At 58.6% G+C, this 18,268-nt stretch carries 11 protein-coding genes; 3 read left to right on the top strand and 8 right to left on the bottom strand.

The features are described 5' to 3' along the window. Positions 1-7 precede the first annotated feature (7 nt). From bcsC to bcsR, 5 genes are read right to left on the bottom strand one after another with little or no spacing between them, the layout of a single operon-like run. Positions 8-3,475, bottom strand: a complete 3,468-nt coding sequence (gene bcsC, locus AC6I77_RS00580; protein ID WP_497816676.1) for a cellulose synthase complex outer membrane protein BcsC — start codon at positions 3,473-3,475, stop codon at positions 8-10. Then, positions 3,468-5,753 (bottom strand): cellulose biosynthesis cyclic di-GMP-binding regulatory protein BcsB, encoded by a 2,286-nt coding sequence (gene bcsB, locus AC6I77_RS00575; protein ID WP_078805049.1) that lies wholly within the window; start codon positions 5,751-5,753, stop codon positions 3,468-3,470. Before bcsB ends, bcsC begins: the two co-directional genes overlap by 8 nt. 4 nt (positions 5,754-5,757) lie before the next feature. Then, positions 5,758-8,358, bottom strand: a complete 2,601-nt coding sequence (gene bcsA, locus AC6I77_RS00570) for a UDP-forming cellulose synthase catalytic subunit (RefSeq protein WP_497816675.1) — start codon at positions 8,356-8,358, stop codon at positions 5,758-5,760. Then, entirely contained in the window at positions 8,355-9,086 is a 732-nt protein-coding gene (gene bcsQ / locus AC6I77_RS00565) for a cellulose biosynthesis protein BcsQ (RefSeq protein ID WP_497816674.1), read from the bottom strand. The genes bcsA and bcsQ overlap by 4 nt, the downstream gene beginning before the upstream one ends. Continuing rightward, positions 9,086-9,283, bottom strand: a complete 198-nt coding sequence (gene bcsR / locus AC6I77_RS00560) for a cellulose biosynthesis protein BcsR (RefSeq protein WP_039658691.1) — start codon at positions 9,281-9,283, stop codon at positions 9,086-9,088. Before bcsR ends, bcsQ begins: the two co-directional genes overlap by 1 nt. 201 nt (positions 9,284-9,484) lie before the next feature. Between bcsR and bcsE the strand changes: the two genes are divergently transcribed. From bcsE to bcsG, 3 genes are read left to right on the top strand one after another with little or no spacing between them, the layout of a single operon-like run. Next, on the top strand, positions 9,485-11,023 hold the full coding sequence (gene bcsE / locus AC6I77_RS00555) for a cellulose biosynthesis protein BcsE (protein WP_039658629.1): 1,539 nt from the start codon (positions 9,485-9,487) through the stop codon (positions 11,021-11,023). After that, the gene (gene bcsF, locus AC6I77_RS00550) at positions 11,020-11,217 is read left to right on the top strand and encodes a cellulose biosynthesis protein BcsF (RefSeq protein ID WP_039658630.1); all 198 of its coding nucleotides are present in this window, start codon (positions 11,020-11,022) and stop codon (positions 11,215-11,217) included. The genes bcsE and bcsF overlap by 4 nt, the downstream gene beginning before the upstream one ends. Continuing rightward, complete coding sequence (gene bcsG / locus AC6I77_RS00545; RefSeq protein ID WP_039658631.1) at positions 11,207-12,868, top strand: cellulose biosynthesis protein BcsG; 1,662 nt, start codon at positions 11,207-11,209, stop codon at positions 12,866-12,868. Before bcsF ends, bcsG begins: the two co-directional genes overlap by 11 nt. 115 nt (positions 12,869-12,983) lie before the next feature. Here the strand turns inward: bcsG and AC6I77_RS00540 are convergent, their stop codons facing one another. Genes AC6I77_RS00540 through AC6I77_RS00530 form a run of 3 tightly spaced genes read right to left on the bottom strand, consistent with a single transcriptional unit; the run spans position 12,984 to position 18,258 of the window. Beyond that, on the bottom strand, positions 12,984-13,991 hold the full coding sequence (locus AC6I77_RS00540) for a family 8 glycosyl hydrolase (protein WP_078805053.1): 1,008 nt from the start codon (positions 13,989-13,991) through the stop codon (positions 12,984-12,986). Between the two features lie 8 nt (positions 13,992-13,999). Then, entirely contained in the window at positions 14,000-14,443 is a 444-nt protein-coding gene (bcsD, locus tag AC6I77_RS00535; protein WP_039658633.1) for a cellulose biosynthesis protein BcsD, read from the bottom strand. After that, complete coding sequence (locus AC6I77_RS00530; protein ID WP_497816673.1) at positions 14,443-18,258, bottom strand: cellulose biosynthesis protein BcsC; 3,816 nt, start codon at positions 18,256-18,258, stop codon at positions 14,443-14,445. Before AC6I77_RS00530 ends, bcsD begins: the two co-directional genes overlap by 1 nt. Positions 18,259-18,268: the final 10 nt, after the last annotated feature.

Raw genomic sequence — 18,268 nt, 5'->3', positions numbered from 1 at the left:
ATCGGGATTATTTAAAATCTGCGTAGGGAACCAGCGGCTGTGGCGGCATATCCAGATCCCCTTCCCAGCCCCCGGCAGCATAGCGTACATAGATCAGGCCGTGGCTCGGGGTGTAATCTTTCGCCTGCTGAATATCGACACCTGCTCCTACAAACCACGCCGACGTCAGCCGCCGCTCAACTACTGCCTGCAGCGTGTAGCCGATCCCCCCGCCGGCGCTGCTTGCGGAAGAGGGATTGCTGGCAAGGGTGAAGCCAGGATTAACCGGATAACGCTGCTGCGCATCCGTTTTCGAATGTGACCACGAAACTGAACCGCCCAGATCAAATGACCAGTTCTCCGTACGCTGCCGCCAGGTGACCGGCACAGCAAAGGAGAGATATTGCTGTGGACTGTAGTAGCCGCCCTGGCCGAAGGTGTAATCACTGAGATCCTTCTGATAGTGCCAGAGCATGCTGTTCAGCCCGATGGTCGCACGGCGATTGTCGGTGTTGATCAGCTTGTAGTAATAGCCGCCCATCAGGCGCTCGCGGCTGTTATCAGCGACATTCTTGCCGGTGATCTGATGCACACTGATGTCGCCCCAGACACCATGCGCACCGCCCTGATCGTAACTCAGCCCGATGCTGCCGCCCGTTGCCACCACACCGCCCCAGCTTTTACTGCCGTTGACTGCCGGATCGCGCGTCCCGGCATAGGAGAGCAGCGAACTGGCAATTGGCCTGCGTGAAGCGGTCAGCGTCACACCGAGCTGCTTCACATCGGTTTTCCAGCTCAGGCCGCCGGTCCAGTTAGTGACTTCAAAACCCAGCGGCGTGGTGCCGAGGTCGGCCGACCAGATCGCATTATGCCAGCCAGCGGCCAGCGCCGTGCCACTGTCACGCTGGTGAGTCTGAGAAGTGCAGCCGCCGGAATTCACATCGTCACAGCTGCCAAATAAATCATTAAAGCTACCGTTTCGGGTGGTAAAGGTCCCTGCGGAAACGTCCACCCGGTCGAGCCGGAAAAAGCCGCGCCCATCGGCAAACGGATGTTCCGCCTGCAGCATGGTGGTGTGCGCCGTAAAGTCAGAGATGCCGCCCGTACCGCTGTTGCGTGAATAGTCCTGCTGCACTGTCAGCGTGGTTTGCTGCTGACGATAGAGATCGGCCGTGTCGCTGCGCAGGCTGCGCTTCAGCCACTCATCCTGCGGATCGTTGCGGGTGGCGCGGCTGATATTGCCACTGCTATCAATACCGCTGGCCGTCATCGCCTGACGATAATCGGCCAGTGCCTGTTCAGGCTGCTGCTGCGAACGTTCAAGTCGTGCCGAATCACGAAACACCAGCGCCTTATCCTGAGAAGGTGGCAGCGAGGCGGCGCGCTGTTTCAGATCGCTAAACAACACGGCAGCCCGCGTGGTTTCACCCACCGCCTGCCACGCCAGCGCAGCACGCCTGTCCGCATTGACACTCGCCTGAATCGGCGGCTGTTGCTCAAGCGCCTGTAGGGCTTCGCTGTTGCGCTGCAGGGCAACCAGCGCTTCGATTCGTCCCAGCGCCGCATCGCCGTTTTCCGGCTCGCGAGACAGTACCTGCTGATAGCCTGCCAGCGCCTGCAGCGCGTCACCGCGTGCCAGTGCCCAGTCGGCCAGCGTCAGGTCACGTCGGCTGGAAACTGGCTGCTGCTCAAGCAGCGTTACGGCTGCTGGCTCCCGCCCGGCGGCGCGCAGCGCCTCGGACTGGGCATAGATCTGATTCTGTTTCAGGCGGTCAGCCAGCTGACGCATATCGCTGCTCCACTGCGCATCGGGCTGACGATGCAGCGTGGCCAGTGCCTCGCTGTCGTTATCGTTGCCCGAGAACCAGAGTGCGGTCGCGTAAAGTGCAGTCGCATCCTGCGGATGTTGCTGCGCGACCGCGCGCATTATCGTCTGCGCCTGCTGCACGTCACCACTGTTACGCAGCGCGCCAGCCAGCCGGTAACTGAGCCAGACGTCATCCGGAGCCAGCTCCCGTGCCTGGCGATATTTCTCTGCCGCCTGCGGCCAGCGAGCCTGCTGCGCCAAAGCATCTGCTTCCGTGCGCAGGCTATCGCTGCGCAGCAGGCGCAGCGTGTCAGCCAGGGCGCGCTGCTGCCCGGCGGGTAAGGTAGTAATAAATTCCAGCTCGCGTGCAGGCGACACAGCCTGATAAAGCCCCGCCAGCCGACGCACTGCGGTGATATTGGTGCCATCCAGCCGTCGCGCGCGCTGCCAGAACTGTTCTGCGCCCGCCGCATCTTTACGCGCCATCGCCACATCACCCAGGCCAATCAGGGCATAGCTGTCGCTGCTGTCATACTTCTGGGCCGCACGATAGTGCTGTCCGGCCCCTTCAATATCATGCTGCGCCAGCGCTTTATCGCCCTGCTCAATCGCCAGCCAGTAGCGATTGCTCTGCAGCAGCGACTGCCATTTGCCGATCAGCGTGCTCTGCTGTCCCGCTTTGATGGCGCGTTCCAGCCAGAGAATGGCGGCATCACGATGGCCCGCGCGGGCCTGGGTCTGCCCCATCGCCCCCATTAATTCGGCATTATCGGGATTCGCTTTCAGTGCCCGGTTCAGGATCGCCATCGCGTTATTCACATTGCCTGCGTCGACCAGCGCCAGCGCGCGCATCCGTTCGCGATAAGCGGGATCGGCCAGCGTCGTCTGCTGCTTCGAGAGCGCCTCCAGGCCCTGCTGATGCGCATCGCCCTCGGTGAAGACGGTGAGATACTCTTTCAACTGCGCGACGCTACTGTCGCTGACCTGTTGATCGTTAATCTGTTTCAGCCAGAGATCAGCCGCGGCATCACGCCCGCCGCTGCTTTCCGCCAGCCGCTTCAGCTGGACTATCGCCTGCGCCGACTGCTGCCGGGCAAATGCCATGCGGGCAATCTGCAATCCGACGCCAACGTTGCCCGGATAGCGCTGTTCCATCGCCTGCAGCTGCTGCCATACGACCTCTTCCTGGCCAGGAAGGCGCGCCATCAGCCGCCAGTACTCCAGGGCGATGTTGGGATCGGGAAACACGCCGTTGAACAGCGCATCGTACGCGCTTTTTGCTTCCGCCAGCCGCCCTGAGGTAGCAAGCAATCGCGCCTGCTGCAGTTGCTGCCGCCCCTCTGGCGACATCATGCGCAGGCCTGCGGCAGACTCACGCGCCGCCGTCGAGCCGGGCGCCAGCCTGTTGAGCTGATCCAGCAACGTCTGCGCTGCGGTGATATCGCCCTGATGCAGCGCCAGACGCAGACGCGCCGCAAGCACCTGCGGATTATCCGGGTCCATCTTCTCCAGCCGGTAGAGCGATTGCTGTACCAGATCGTATTTGTTAGTCGACTCGCCGGTGCGGACCTGTGCCAGCAGCCACTCGACTGGCGAGACTTCCGGTCCGTCAGTCGGTGCGGCCAGCCCCGGCAGCGCACTTAGCGCACCAAGCAGCATGCCCGCCCGCAGTACCTGAGCGTTATTCATCTTCATCCAGTAAACGACGACGGGTAATAATTCGCATCAGACGCCACGTCATTAGCGCGAACAGCACCACCACAAAGAGTGTGCAGAGTGCCAGCCAGAAGGGATGGGTCGAGAGTAGCGACCAGAGACGCTCCCACCACGGCAGATGACCAACGTAGTAGCTCTCGCCAACCCGCAGACTGTTAACCCCTGACTCGCGGATAATCGCGGTGGAGCCAGACATTGCGCCACGCTTATCGCTGTCACTCATTGCCTCGTTGAGCAGTTGCCAGCCACGCGGCGTGCCATCGGCGAGCAGCGCAACCACGCTGCGCTGATCGTAAAACGGCGACTGGAAGCCAATCACCGTTGCCAGCGGGCCGCGGGAGCTGATGGCAGTGGTGCTTTCTGCCGTCTGATCGCGACCGCTTTGCGGATTCATCTGTGGCGTGACCCGTCGCACGGGTTCTTTCAGCCAGCTGGCGGTGGCGTCGACCAGCGCCGGGATCCGCAGGTCATTCTGAAGATCTTTGGGGATGACACCGATCATCAGCAGATCCACATCCTGCTTTTTCGCCGTGGCCCAGTCGTCGGTCAACTGAACGCGCAGTGCCGGATAGCCAGTCTGTGCACCACTATTGCCCATCGCATTCAACAGTGTGCTGACCTGCTGGACGTCTGGTTTTGGCGGCATCAGCACCAGGGTTTGCGCCAGATCGGCATAACGGCTGAACGGGAAGCCCGCATTTGCCCAGGCACGCAGTGATGGCATTTCGATGTAGTGGCGATAGCCAGAAAAATCGATGCTGGAACTGTCGTCCACCACCACATGATGACCGACCGGCGTCACGGTTTCACAACGCCCGTCAGCATTGCCACCAATAAAGGTGTTGGCATAGTCAAAATCGAAGCGCAGCTGGTTAACCACACCCAGGCGTAACGCCGGAATCAGCAGTTCATGGTTTTTGTCCAGCATTCCCTGAATCAGGGGAATATGCAGCAACTGCTGACCGGCCGTGTTTTTAGGCGGTAGCGGATAATCCTGGATGAACTGATTATTCAGGTTCACTGCCAGCCGCGAGCCATCCGACTGGAAAGGCGCGGTATAGCGATAGCTCAGATCCATGTCGATGCCGCGCGCGCGAACCAGGAAGAGATCGGGCGGCAGATTCAGCGTCAGGCTGATGGGATTGGGCTGCAGGCCGTCAGACTGCAGCTGGTTTTCATACTGAGTCAGTTCAGCAAAGGTGGTGCGGCGATCGGTGCGCACCCAGTTTGGCGCATCATAGGGCTGGCGCGGTGCCAGCAGCGTAACGCGGTCGATGGTCGAGGTGTCCCCGCGTAACAGCAACTCACCCTGCGCAATCCCCTGCACCGCCGTCAGCAAATCGTCGTCGTTGCGTCCCAGGATGAGCAGCATTTTTTCATAGGGACTGTCAGGCTGACTCACTATCTCCACGGTCGGCTTTACAACCGGCGGCAAATCTTTCAGAAAATCCGGGCGCGCATCGTTGGTGGCAAACACCACAGCATGCTGCTGTTGCGGCAGCTGATTGTAGAGCACCTGAAAGCGCTGTCCGCGCCAGGCAGCTTTGCTGCCGAACCAGGAGGCGAGAATCGCGGCAGCCCGCTGCTGCTTTATGTCCGGCTGGGCAGCAAACACCATCGGCAAGGTCAGCGGTCGCGTGTCGCGGGTATCAAAAAAGGGTTCAGGAAAATGGGAGAGGTCATTTTTCAGCGGCAGTTTTTGCAGCGTCAGATCGATGCCGCTCTCTTTGCCGATATCAAGCCAGATGGTGCTGTTGGCCGGATTTTCGCAGATGTTGGCGTAGTGACCAACCAGCTCAAAGCGCACGCGGTTAAAGTCAGCAATATAGTGAGGATCGATTGCCAGCTGCGTCTGAATCTCTTTACCCGGCTGGTCCGGGGTAATGGTGATCAGGCCGATCAGCTCATCGTTGAGATAAACCTTCAGCTGCGACAGCACAGGTAGCAGCGCAGGCGAGGGCCGATAGGTAAGATTAAGCAGCGCACGCGTCACCACCTCATCACTGCGCACACCGAACTCGATCTGCCCGCTGGTACGTGTTCCGCTCAGCGTCATGCTACCCGGCGGTGGTGCCAGCTTAACAAAGCTCAGCTGACTGTTACGCAGCGGTGCAGCAGGCTGTGGCGGCAAAGATTGCACCGCGGTTTCTCCGGGAGTGACCGCCATATTTTCCTGCGCCAGGGCGCAGCTTAGTGTTGTGGAACCCAACAGCAGCGCAGCGACCCACCTGTTTACTCTCGTTATCGTCATATCATCAACTCAATGCGTTTTTTGAAGCTGGCGCACGGATGCCTTGCGGCAACAGCGAAGCCAGCCAGCTCACCCCAACGGTAAGCAGGTTAAACAACCGACGTAACTGCGGCGGGCCATATTCCGCCAGGCGCAGGTAACCTTTGAAACCGAGGATCATGATATCGGCGAGGCTTTGCACCGGCTTATCTTCCGGAAAACCGTCCTGCCACAGTGCCCAGGTATCGGCGCGAGCGAAGGTACACTGGATAAATTCAATATGCTGCCGGGTGGTCAGCTGATGGAGACGCACGCCAGCCCGGTGGCCAAAGACACGCTGCACCTGGCAGGGGAAGCTGAACTCCTGCTGTCCACGACGCAGCAGCAGCCACACTTTTTCATTCTCCCGCAGCGCATCCGGCTCGCGCATCTCCAGCCCGACGCCGCCATCCGAGTAGTCACGCAGCGTGCAGGGCAGCATATGACCATCTTCGCGTGCGATGGCGGCCGGCATGGCGATCTCTACACGGTGCGCCTCGCGGATCTGCCGGGCTTCAACGGAAACCGCCACCGCACCGCCAAGAATAATCATGTTATAGAGCACCCAAATCAGACTTACGCAGACGGTCAGTATCTCGTTGGCCGGACCGTGCTGCATGCGCCAGAACGCCATCAACACGCCCGCCACATTAAGCAACACCAGCAACATATAGGGTTTGGTTATCACCCAGTCCAGATGCTGCTCCTCGACCAGTCCGCCTTTCGCCGTGACGTTAAACTTACCCTTGTGAGGATTGAACAGCGCCACGGTAGTAGGCCGGGCGATATACCAGGCCAGCACCGTCTCGTAAACTTCGCTCCAGAAAGAGTGACGCCAGCGCCCCTGAATACGCGAGTTGGTCAGGCTGGTGTGCAGCATGTGAGGTAAAACATAGATAGCGATCGCCAGGGCAGGCGCATAGATGATGTAGGCATGGCAGAGTAAAAACGCCAGCGGTGCCAGCAGGAAGATCAGCCGCGGAATACCGGACAAAAAGTGCAGCATAGCGTTGGCATAACAGAGCCGCTGTACCCACTTCAACCCCTTACCAAACAACGGGTTATCAAGGCGGAAAATCTGCACCATCCCGCGTGCCCAGCGAATACGCTGTCCGATATGCGCTGACAGACTTTCGGTCGCCAGCCCGGCCGCCTGAGGAATGCGGATGTAGGCCGAGGTGTAGCCACGCCGGTGCAGACGCAGCGACGTATGGGCATCTTCAGTGACGGTTTCTACGGCAATACCGCCAATCTCTTCCAGCGCAGTGCGGCGCAGAATGGCGCAGGAGCCACAGAAGAAGGCGGCGTCCCAGGTATCGTTACCGTCCTGCACCAGCCCATAAAAGAGCGAACCCTCATTCGGCGTACGGCGAAACCGCCCGAGATTGCGCTCAAACGGATCGGGCGAAAAGAAGTGATGCGGCGTCTGCAGCATCGCCAGCCGGGGATCTTTGATAAACCAGCCCATGGCCATCTGTAAAAAAGCGCGTGTCGGCACATGGTCGCAGTCAAAGATCGACACGAAGTCGCTGCGGCAGTAGTTTTTCAGCGCGTGGTTGATGTTCCCCGCCTTGGCATGTTCGTTAGAGGGACGCGCCACATAGTTAATGCCAATGCTGGTGGCAAACTCGCGGAATTCCGGCCGGTTGCCGTCGTCAAGGAGATAGATATTCAGGCGATCTTTCGGCCAGTCGATACCCAGCGCAGCATAGAGCGTCGGTCTGACAACGCTAAGAGCTTCGTTATAGGTCGGCACCAGCAGGTCCACCGATGGCCACTGCGAACGGTCAGCCGGCATGGAGACGGGTTGCCGGTTAAGCGGCCACAGCGTCTGGAAATAGCCCAGCACCAGCACCACCCAGGCGTAGGTCTCTGCTGCAATAAGCAGCAAACCAAAGATCAGGCTCAGCGGATCGTCCCAGTTCAGCGTCGAGGTATAGCGCCACCAGAGGTAGCGGCACGACACGGTCAACGACAGCACGATCAGCATCATGGTAGGAAAACGACCCGGAATGCGCCGGACCAGCATCGCCAGACCCCAGAGCAGTACGACAAAAATAAACTGCGTCATCAGACCAAAGGGCTGGCTGATACAGAGCAGCGCCAGCAGTGAGGCAAAGAGAGCCGTCACGACAAAGAGGCTGCGTCGCATCGGCGGCGACAGGCGCTTCAGTCGCTGTTCGATGCGCGTATCAATGCCCTGGGTTTGCGAGCGGGCAATAACGTTGTCCAGCCAGCGATAGCCGTGCTGCCGCCAGCCAGAAAGTGCGCTCAGGCCCTTAACGCCATCGCGGGCGCTCGCCTGGGGGAGCCGGATCATAATCAGCCACAGTGTCTGGATCAGATAGCGCAGGATATCCAGCGGACGCGGACGCTCCGGTGAGATGTGCGGATAGAGGCGGCGGCGCTGCTGAATCACACTCTGCCAGCCCGGGCTTTCGAAGCGGAGCAGCATCAGGCCCAGAACAGACCAGAAAAGATGAAGTGCGCTGGCGAAGCGGGAGGCACCATTGCCTCGCGCAGTGGTATAGCCCCGATGCAGCGATTGCCAGGCGGGCGCAGTCAACAGCCAGCGCAACGGATTCAAGAACTTACTCCCTTCAGATTGAGTAACAGCCAGTTAGCCAGCGTGATGATCTCCTCGCTGGCTAACGCATGTGGCCGATATTCACCGACCGGCTGCTTCATCATCAGCGCCTCTGCCAGCGCCTCATCGCGATGAATCAGCAGCGGTATCAGCTGCGCCAGTGAAGCCATCCAAAGCTGATGCAGATCCTGCTGCAGACGGCTGTTAGCATTAAACTGATTGATAACAAAGCAGGTGCGCGCCGGAAAGCGGCGCTGGCTAAGGCGCAAATGACAATTGGCGTCAGGCTGGATGACACAGAGTATGCCGTCCAGCTGTTGATAGAGTGTTTCATGCCACGGCAGGGAGTCGGCAGGCAGATCAAAAATAATCCACTGATAGCGCGCCTGCAGGTCCGGCAATACCTGGAGCAGCGGTGCGGCGACAGACTCATTCTGACGGGTGATAGTCAAAGAATGCTGATGAGAAAGCACACCATGTGGCAGCAAGTCAGGCCCATGGGGATAGCACAGCGCGCTGTGCTGCCAGTCTCCCCCTTCGCACAGGGCTTTCATCCAGCCATTCTCCTGCTGAGCGGGCAGATTGAAATGCATGCCGAGCTGACTAACCGGCGAGCCGTCGATCAGCAACACCCGCTCGCCGAGAGCCGCCAGCGCCCAGCCCAGTCCGGCACAAAGAGACGTTGTGCCGACACCGCCCCGCACGCCCTGAAGCGCTATCTGCGGCATCAGTGAGGTTGCTCAGGCTGGCTGGGGACCGTTTCGGCTAACAGCGTCCAGCGTGACAAAATCTCTTTCAGACGCTCTTCGCGCGCAATATCGACATAGCGAAAAGCGTGCAAAGAAAAGGCGTCACGCAAAGCACTAATATCATCCTGACGATCGCCATCGGCGGCCTCAGGGGTATGAAGATTTGGATTTTTCATTACTGTTCGCCAAAGATAAAACACTGTCAGACTCAGAATAGTCGCCTGCGCATAAAAAGGAGGTTCAAAAAGATTTTCAGCAACGCTGCATTTGCCAGACGTTGTGAGCCAGTTTGTCATTGGCAATGTTTAAATTTCTCAGGTTACATCCTGGCCTGTCTATAATAAGCTAGCCTGGACTGGAAAAATAACGAATTCAATATGAAAAATTCTTTTTCGCTAGGGCTGTTGCATGTTCAGCCTGAATTAACGGCATTGCAAACGCCTGGCTGTTATTGGGTGACGTGTGCACGGCAGGATGACGCCCGCATGTTGATTCGACAGGTGATTTCACATCAGCAGGCCGTCACGCTCATCAGCGCTGATCAACCGCCTCGTGATCTCCTGACGCCCGACCCGATCGGCGGCCCCGACCGTATCCCGCTATTTTCTCTTTCCAAAAGCAAACGGAGTCTTTTGCTGCTGGAAAATGATTTTCTGCGTACGCTTGGCAGTAAAAACGGACTGGTGATATTTAACAGCAGCGCAGCGCAATGGGATAAGCTCGATGACGCCGAATTAACCCGGTGGATAAAGGGTATGCGCCGCACGCTACATAAAAGCAAACTCACACTTTTAATCATTACCTCCGGCACCACCATAATAAACCTGAGTAATAATCTTCAGCGTTATTTTCGTCAGTTGGATGGCGTTGCCCATTTGAGCTTTCAGCAGGACAGCTGGCAGTATCGAATTAACTGGTGGTATGCCGCGGAACGCCTGCTCGCCGATCGTGCAATACGTCTGGGCTGTGAAGAAGATCGTTTCTTTGCCTTAAATGAAAAGCAGGAACCGTTGAGCCTTAATGACGAACAACATTATCTCGCGGACAAAATCGTGCTTGAGGGCGCGCCGCCGCTTTCACGCCAGTGGCAGCTCTTTGATGATAATGAGCAGGTCTGGTTCCAGGCACAGCAGGCTAATGCCGCGACAGTTATTTTTAGTCTGACCCGCAGCGACTATATCGGCGAACTGGCGAAGATGGTTCACAGCCTGCGTCGTGCTCGCGGCAACGGAATGAAAATTGTGGTACGTGAGATGGGGGCCAGCCTGCGTTATAGCGACGAGCGGCTGCTGCTGGCCTGCGGAGTCAACACCATCGTGCCGGCTAACGCAGCTATGTCGCGCTTTCTGACCACGCTGGAAGGTCTTCAGGGACAGGTGTTTAACCGTCGCGTTCCCGCCAGTCTTGAGGCGTTAACCGCCTCATTGCAGCCGCTGCATGAGAAAGGCTACCTGCGGCTTGACGCCTTCTGTCAATCAGTCAGCCAGTTGATCAGTAATACCTTACTGCCGGAAAATGATAAGGGCCTGTTGGTGGCATTGCGGCCAGTGCCGCAGCTTCAACCCCAGCAGATTCTGACGCTCTGTAAACCGCGTCGCTTCGGCGACCTGGTCACGGTGCTGGAAGATCGCGTCATACTGTTTCTCTCCTCCTGCCGCTACAACGATCTCGATAAGGCCTTGAAATATATATTTTCATTGCCTCACGATGAGCTATTTGCAAACCGGATGGTCTGGTTCGAGGATAATCATATTCTTGCGGAAGTCAGCAATATTAAAAAACTGACGCCGATGGCGATTCAGGAACTGACGCCGGTTTCAGAATCTCTGCTCGAATCCACCCTCAAGCCAGTGGATGCGCCTGTACGTTCGGCACCGCAGCCCATCACTTTACTGCCGGAGAAAGAATCCCGATGAACCTGATGGACTGGGTACAGATTGCGCTGCTGGCTATTTTTATCCTGCTGATTCTAAAGCCTGTCTGGCAACGCTGGCTGCCGCGTCGCTGGAACGGCCTGCTGAATCGGCTGTTGCCTGCGCGTGCGCTAAAGTCTGAAGGTGACTGGCAGCGTCAATCTCCAAAAACGGATGCAAAAATTAATGAAAAATGATCAACCCGCTGCGGCCCACTCTTCCGGTTTGTGGTCCTGCTGGCGCGGACTGGGCGGCTGGAATTTCTACTTTTTAGTGAAGTTCGCCCTGCTGTGGTATGGCTATCTCAACTTTCACGCGCTGAGCAACCTGGTGTTTCTCGCCTGGCTGCTCTTCCCGCTGCCGACGGTACGCCTGCATCGCCTGCGCCACTGGGTCTCGATCCCCATTGGTGTCGGGCTGTTCTGGCATGACACCTGGCTGCCCGGACTCAGCAGCATCATGAGCCAGGGCGATCAGCTGGCGGGCTTCTCCGCAGCCTATCTTCTCGATCTGGCAGACCGCTTTATCAACTGGCAAATGATAGGTGCGCTCTTTGTCCTGCTGGTTCTCTATCTCTTTGTTGCGCAGTGGATTCGTATCACCGTGCTGGTTTCATTGATGCTGATCTGGCTCAACGTACTCACTATCGCTGGCCCGGCGATGTCGCTGCTACCGACCCGCGCAGCCACTCCGCAGGTGGTCCTGAATCAGACGCCAGCCGCCAGCCAGCCAGCCGCTACGCCGGATGGGCTCGATCAGTCTGCACCCGCGACCAGTACGAATCTGACCGCCTGGCTCAACCGTTTCTATGAGAGTGAGCGCAAGCGCGTTACCCACTTCCCCGACAGCCTGCCTGCCGATTCACAGCCATTCGACATTCTGGTGATCAACATCTGTTCGCTCGCCTGGTCAGATATGGATGCCTCGCAACTGCGTAATCATCCGCTGTGGCATCACTTCGACATCATGCTGACCAACTACAACTCCGCCACGAGCTACAGCGGACCGGCAGGGATTCGTCTGCTGCGTGCCAGCTGCGGTCAGACCTCGCACAGCGATCTCTACAAACCCACTGATTCACGCTGCTATCTGTTCGATAATCTGGCGAAGCTGGGCTTTAAAGAGCAGCTGATGATGGACCACACCGGCGTGTTTGGTAACTATCTCAAAGAACTGCGCGAAGGCGGGGATATTCAGGCACCGCTGATGTCGCAGGCGGGTATTGCGCCGGAGGTGACTTCATTCGACAGCACGCCGGTGTTCAATGATGCCCAACTGATGCAGCGCTGGCTCGACGATCGCAGCAAGAGCAGCGATGCCCGCAGCGCCACCTTCTATAACCTGATCCCGCTGCACGACGGCACCCGCGAACTGGGCAGCACCCAGACAGCCCCATGGAAGCCGCGCGCTCAGTTGCTGTTTGATCAGATCGACGCCTTCCTTACTCAGCTGGAGAAGTCAGGCCGTCGGGTGATGGTGCTGGTGGTGCCGGAGCATGGGGCCGCCCTGCAGGGCGATAAGATGCAGATGTCAGGGCTGCGCGACATTCCCAGCCCGGGTATTACGCATGTGCCGGTCGGGATTAAGTTTGTCGGCATGAAAGCCCCGCATCAGGGACAGCCACTCAATATTGATGCGCCAACCAGTCTGCTGGCAGTCTCAGAGATTGTGTCTCGCGTGGTGGATGGGCAGGTATTTAATGCGCCCAATGTCAATATGTCGGTGCTGACTGACAAGCTGCCGCAGACGCCAGTGGTGTCGGAAAACGACGGTGCAGTGGTGATGATGTATCAGGGCAAGCCCTGGATCAGGCTAAATGGCGGAGACTGGGTGCCCTATCCGGAGTAACGCATCACTGCCGGAAAGCAGAAGTGCGGGTCAGCCGCCGCTTAGCGCCTGACCCATTTTTATCGTGTTACTGTCGGCAGCAGAATAGCGGCCAGCGCCGCCATTCTGCCTGTTATCAGCGCTTCTCCTGAAACGCCTGCCAGGTCAGCAGCTGCAGACTGGCGGAAAAGTAGTTCTGATCCGCAGCCAGCTTATCGCTCAGATAGCCGGTCTCATTCAGCGTGAGGTCGCGCACCGCCAGCAGACCGCCCTCAAGATGATAAGGTGCAGGTGCATTTGCCAGCACGTCGAACCAGGCGGGAGTCAGCATACGGCTGTAACCCTGCCAGACGCGCTGAAACGGCACCAGCGCCAGACTGTGCGGGTCATACCACCAGATGTTCAGCGGTACGCGAATCGCGTCATAACTGAAGCGGTTTGAGTAACCGACAGCCGGGGCAACCGAACCGTCGGCATTCAGCGCAACCCAGTCCAGCGGCAGACCGGTTTTGCCAAAACTCAGCTTACCCAGCAGCGTAAAACCATCATTAATCAGCTTATCCCAGACCTGCAGATGACTGCGCTCGCCAAACTCACGCCACGCCTGAAACAGGAAATAGGAAGGGTTAAGCACCACGTAACTGGTTTTATTGAAACCCTGCGCGCCCGGCAGCAGGACGGTATAGCCGCCAAAGTTCGTGACATCCAGCTTGATGATGGCGCGCTGAATACGGTCAGATGCCTGCTGGTAGCTCTCCACCTGCCATTTCTGAGCAGCACGCTGCAGCGCCCAGGCCAGCAGCACATCACCATCCGAGGCGTTGTTCTTATCAGCAACCGGATTGTCACTGCCTGGCACATAGCGCCAGTAGAAGAGATCGGTCTGCGGATTACCTAACTGGGTGCGTGTCCACTGCCACAACCTGTCAAACGTGGCGCGATCATTGTTGGCTACCGCCAGCAACATGCCATAACCCTGACCTTCGGTGTGACTGACATTGTTATTGGCGGTGTCCGTGATCCGCCCTTCCGCCGTCAGAAAACGACCTTTAAACGTGTCCCAGCCGCTGGCACTCGCCTGCGCACTGCAGGCCAGCAGTAAAACAGAGCAGATCCAGCCCATCCAGAATGGCTTACGTTTCATTTCCGATCCTATTGATATCGATAGTGCAGCGTGCTGCCATCATTGAGTTCAAGTGTAACCGGCACAATCCTGCTGCCGCCCTGGCCCTGTAACCAGCCTGAAAACAGTCCGGCTATGACTGCGCCAAATACTGCCTGCCAGTCAGCCGGAGAATGGGTATTGTCGCCAGCCGGTAAGGCGTGATACGTCATCAGCAGCGCCGTCTCTTCCGGCTGAAGCTGCACAAAGCCCCAGTTAAATCGCGCCAGCTGTAAGTTGGCCTCGCGCTCCAGATCCTGCACGGTGCGTGACGCTGGCAAAGGATAGCGGGTCGCCAGTGATTCACCCATTTTATAGAGAAAGGCCTCCGCCTCCCGCTGACCCGCGTTGGCCACCATCCCGTCAATCATCACGCTGACCAGGTCAAACCAGCCCGGCTGATGTGGATGTGATACCCCAGAATGTTCACTCATTACTTCTCTCCAAACAGATAACGGACATAGAGCTGCGCGCTGCTTTCGTTGTAGTCACCAAAGGTGTCATAGCCCAGCTGGCCGCCAATCGTCACATCTTTGTTGAGTTTGTAGTCCGCCCCGGCGTGCAGGTTGTAGCCGATGCCGTTTTTGCTGCCACCAGAATAGTAAGCGTCTTTTACACTGCCTCTTGCGGCAAGGGCTTCCAGCTCAGATTGCAGGCTGGCATTTGCAGGGAAGTACGCGCTCTTATCCTGACTGTAGGTCTGATAACCAGCCGCACCGCCAATATTCACGTTGAGATCGTCAAATTTACGTGAGAACTCTATCGGGAATGAGACCGACGCGTAGTTCTGCGGGCTGAAGTAGCCGCCCTGACCGTAACTGAAGTAGCTGAGGTTTTTCGAGAAATCCATCCACGACAGGCTCATGCCTACTTTCAGCTCGCGATCGTCACTGTGGAACGGACGGACATAAGCGCCAGCGGTTGCCTGCAGATTGTTATTGCTGGCGACATTCTCGCCAAGGTAGCTGTACGCGCCCGCGCCAGCATAGAAGCCTGCATCGCCATTGTCATAGCTTAACAGGGCGTTCGCGCCGTTCTTCGTGACGCGTCCCCAGCGTTTGCCGCTGGTTTTATCTTCTGCGCCGACGTAGGAGAGCAGGCTATCAGTAATCGCACGACGCTCACCGGTGAGGATCAGCGTCAGGAAGTCAGTGAGTTTCGGTGACCACTGCACGCCACCGACCAGTGTACTGAGATCCTGGCCCAGTGGCGTGCTGCCAATGTCCACTTTATAACTGTCGCCCTTCAGTGCCAGATTCAGCTCCACGCCAGAGGCGGTTTGCGAATCGGTAACGCCGTTCGGCAGATCATTCACCGTCGCACGGCCTGCGGCGACAACCCGGCCCTGACTCAGTGCATTGGTGCCGAAACGACGCCAGGCATCGGCTGCGCCACTGCCCGCCGTGAGTGAGACCGGCGTGGCGGTAAAGTCGAGACGCGCCGTTTCAAACGGCACGGTTGAGAAGGTCAGCGGCGCTTTGGCTTCTGTCAGCTTACTGAGGCCTGACTCGCCATCACGCCCCCGCACCTGCACCATGCCCTGACTCCAGGTGCCGGTTTTCTCCTGAAGCGAATCCATCATGGTATCGACGTCGTGCAGAACCTGTGACTGATGAGAGACGGTTTCGCTGCCCGCGGCCAGATCGCCCTGCGCTGTGACGCCCGTTGCAATGCCCACAGGTGCCGCCTGCCACGGCAGCACAGTGCCGTAGCTGGACGGCGAACGTCCCACTGGTGAGGTATTACGGTTGATAAACGGATTATCCGCCAGCGCCAGGCCGCCCACGCTCGGCACGCTGCCAGGCTGTGCACCCTGCAGGCCAATCAGCTGCCCGCGTGCTGAACGCAGATATGCCATCGCCTGCGAATGGTCGCCATTGGCTTCCGCGACTCGCGCCAGCAGCAGCAGTCGATCCGGCGTCTGCGTGGTGGTGTTGAGGCCGCGACTCAGCTCGTTAGCGCGTTGTAGATTGTTCTGCGCCAGCGCGACGTTGATGGCCCCGACGCGCGCATCCTGCGTCGGTGTATCCTGGGTCATCAGGTAGTCATAGACCACACCCGCATCCCGGTTCATCTTGCCGTCCTGGTAAAGACGGGCCATCGCAAACATCAGATCACGGTTCTGCGGATCCTGCTGTAGTGCGCCAATCAGCTTGTCATACGCCACCGCGTACTGGCGCTGCTGCCGCAGGCGATCCACTTCGTTAATGAGATAGCCGTTGCGAATACCCGCCAGCTGCGTCGGCGTACTGCGCGCCTGCAGTTCCGGGTTACTGAGGAAGCGCTGCGCCTCACTGCCGAGACCCGCCTGATTCAGCACTGCCATCTGTGCAGCATAATCGCCAGCATTGCCCTGCACGCCGCGCTGCAGGTTAGCCTGCACCACCGAAACGGCGCTGGTGAGATCGCCCGCCTGCGCCAGCTTCTGCGCCAGGTTTCCGGCATCAACCGGATTGGTCGGTGGCGTGACCGCGAGCGCTTTCAGGGTATTGGCTGCTGCTGCCGTCGCGCCCTGTGCCAGGTATTGATCGGCGGTGCTCATCTGCAGATTAAAATTCACCCGCTGCGCCAGTTCACGCATCGCCTCCGTTTTAGCATTAGCGGGAATGCGCGCCAGCAAGGCGCTGGCCTGCTGCCAGCCGCCGCTTTCGCTGGCATTGAGCGCACCAGCATACAGCTCGCTGGTGCTGGCCCCGTTGCGCATCACCGGTTGCATTACGTTGGCCGCCAGCAGCGTATCGCCCTGCTGACGATAAAGCCGCGCTAAATCGAGCCGCAGCCAGCCATCCGAGGGATAGCGCTGAACGCCCTGCTGCAACGTCGCGATGGCCGCGGCGTTGTTGCCAGCGGCAAGCTGACGCTTCGCCTGCTGACGCAACGCATCGGCTTCATTGGCCCGTGGCGTAACGCTCTGACGCACGCTGTCCGGCAGCGCGCCCAGCAGCGTACTGGCTTCGGCATTCCGATTCTGCTGACGCAGAACGTAGAAGAGTCCTTCTTTGGCGCTGCGGTTATTCGCATCGCTTTGCAGAATGCTGCGGTAAATTTGCTCTGCCTGCTGCGGTTGATTGGTGCGGCGCAGCACGTCGGCGCGGAACAGCCTGGCGGCCAGCCCTTTCTCACCGTCAGCCTGCACCAGCGGTTCACTTAAGGTCAGCGCCTGCGCAGTGTCCCCGCTTTTTAGCGCCTGCTGGGCGCTGGCCAGTTGTGCATAAAAGCGCGCATCGTCCGCCTGTTGCTGACGTGAAGCACCCTGATCGCCGCCGAGCTGTGCAGCGCGCTGCAGATAATCTGCCGCTTCCTGATAATGTCCGGCACGCTCGGCCACATAGCCCATACCCGCTAACGCATCAGCATCCTGCGGATTGGCGCCCAGCACTTTTTCAAAACTGGCCTGCGCTCCACCAACGTCACCGCTGTTCAGCGCGCTGAATCCGGCCCCTTTTTCTGCGCCACCGACATTTTTACGGTAGTAGTCGATTACCGCTGAGTCCTGCGGGTGACGCTGCTGCCAGGTCTGATAGAGTGCCGCATCTGACGGCTGAGGGCCAAGCCATAGCAGTGCCTGACGCAGTGAGCGATCGGCATCCTGATTACCACTCGCCAGCGCGCTCAGCATCTCAATGCCTTCGCGACGGGTCTGTTCCTGATAAGTCAGCGCCTTACCCAGCGCCAGCTTCGCCCCCGTATCCTGCGGGTGCTGAGCCGCAAACTGGCGCAGCGCCTCAACCGCCTGCGGCAGCAGCGTCCGGTCACCCGCCATAGTGAGATAATATTCTGCCGCGACGCTGGGTGGTGGCTCATTGCCGCTAAAGGTATTGCGCCAGGTCTGTAACGCCGCCGGAATATTGCCGCTGCGCGCTTGCTGACGCGCCAACGAAAGCTGCGCCTGTGGAATGGTCTGCAGCTGGCGTGCACTGTCCAGTTCGCCGAGGTGCGGATCGTTGGGAGAGACCTGACTAAGCCGGGCGCGATACTGCGCCGCGGCGGCATTATCGCCGCCCTGCTGTGAATAAAGTGCCAGCAGATAAAGTGCCTGGGTATTGCCGGGTTCAACCATCAGCACCTTTTGCAGCGAGGCTTTCGCCAGATCATCATGCGCTTTCTGATGCCAGTAAGAGGCCTGATCGAACAGCGCCTGCAGCGCCGGATTGGTGCTTTCCGCCGCCAGAAGCGGCGGTGACAGAGCCAGCGCGCTGCCCAGCAGCAACGCCTTACGAATACCGGCACTCAACAGATTATTTTTCATTATTATTATC

Source organism: Pantoea sp. X-Soil-ISGK-259, assembly GCF_059730705.1.
The sequence above is the reverse complement of the archived record's forward strand: the minus strand, read 5'-3'. Positions and strand labels throughout refer to the sequence as shown.

What these genes read in the sequence shown, in the direction of transcription:
- bcsF (WP_039658630.1), top strand. Translation starts at nt 11,020, where the DNA reads ATGAACCTGATGGACTGGGTACAGATTGCGCTGCTGGCTATTTTTATC.
- AC6I77_RS00530 (WP_497816673.1), bottom strand. Translation starts at nt 18,258, where the DNA reads ATGAAAAATAATCTGTTGAGTGCCGGTATTCGTAAGGCGTTGCTGCTG.
- bcsC (WP_497816676.1), bottom strand. Translation starts at nt 3,475, where the DNA reads ATGAATAACGCTCAGGTACTGCGGGCGGGCATGCTGCTTGGTGCGCTA.
- AC6I77_RS00540 (WP_078805053.1), bottom strand. Translation starts at nt 13,991, where the DNA reads ATGAAACGTAAGCCATTCTGGATGGGCTGGATCTGCTCTGTTTTACTG.
- bcsD (WP_039658633.1), bottom strand. Translation starts at nt 14,443, where the DNA reads ATGAGTGAACATTCTGGGGTATCACATCCACATCAGCCGGGCTGGTTT.
- bcsB (WP_078805049.1), bottom strand. Translation starts at nt 5,753, where the DNA reads ATGACGATAACGAGAGTAAACAGGTGGGTCGCTGCGCTGCTGTTGGGT.
- bcsG (WP_039658631.1), top strand. Translation starts at nt 11,207, where the DNA reads ATGAAAAATGATCAACCCGCTGCGGCCCACTCTTCCGGTTTGTGGTCC.
- bcsE (WP_039658629.1), top strand. Translation starts at nt 9,485, where the DNA reads ATGAAAAATTCTTTTTCGCTAGGGCTGTTGCATGTTCAGCCTGAATTA.
- bcsR (WP_039658691.1), bottom strand. Translation starts at nt 9,283, where the DNA reads ATGAAAAATCCAAATCTTCATACCCCTGAGGCCGCCGATGGCGATCGT.
- bcsQ (WP_497816674.1), bottom strand. Translation starts at nt 9,086, where the DNA reads ATGCCGCAGATAGCGCTTCAGGGCGTGCGGGGCGGTGTCGGCACAACG.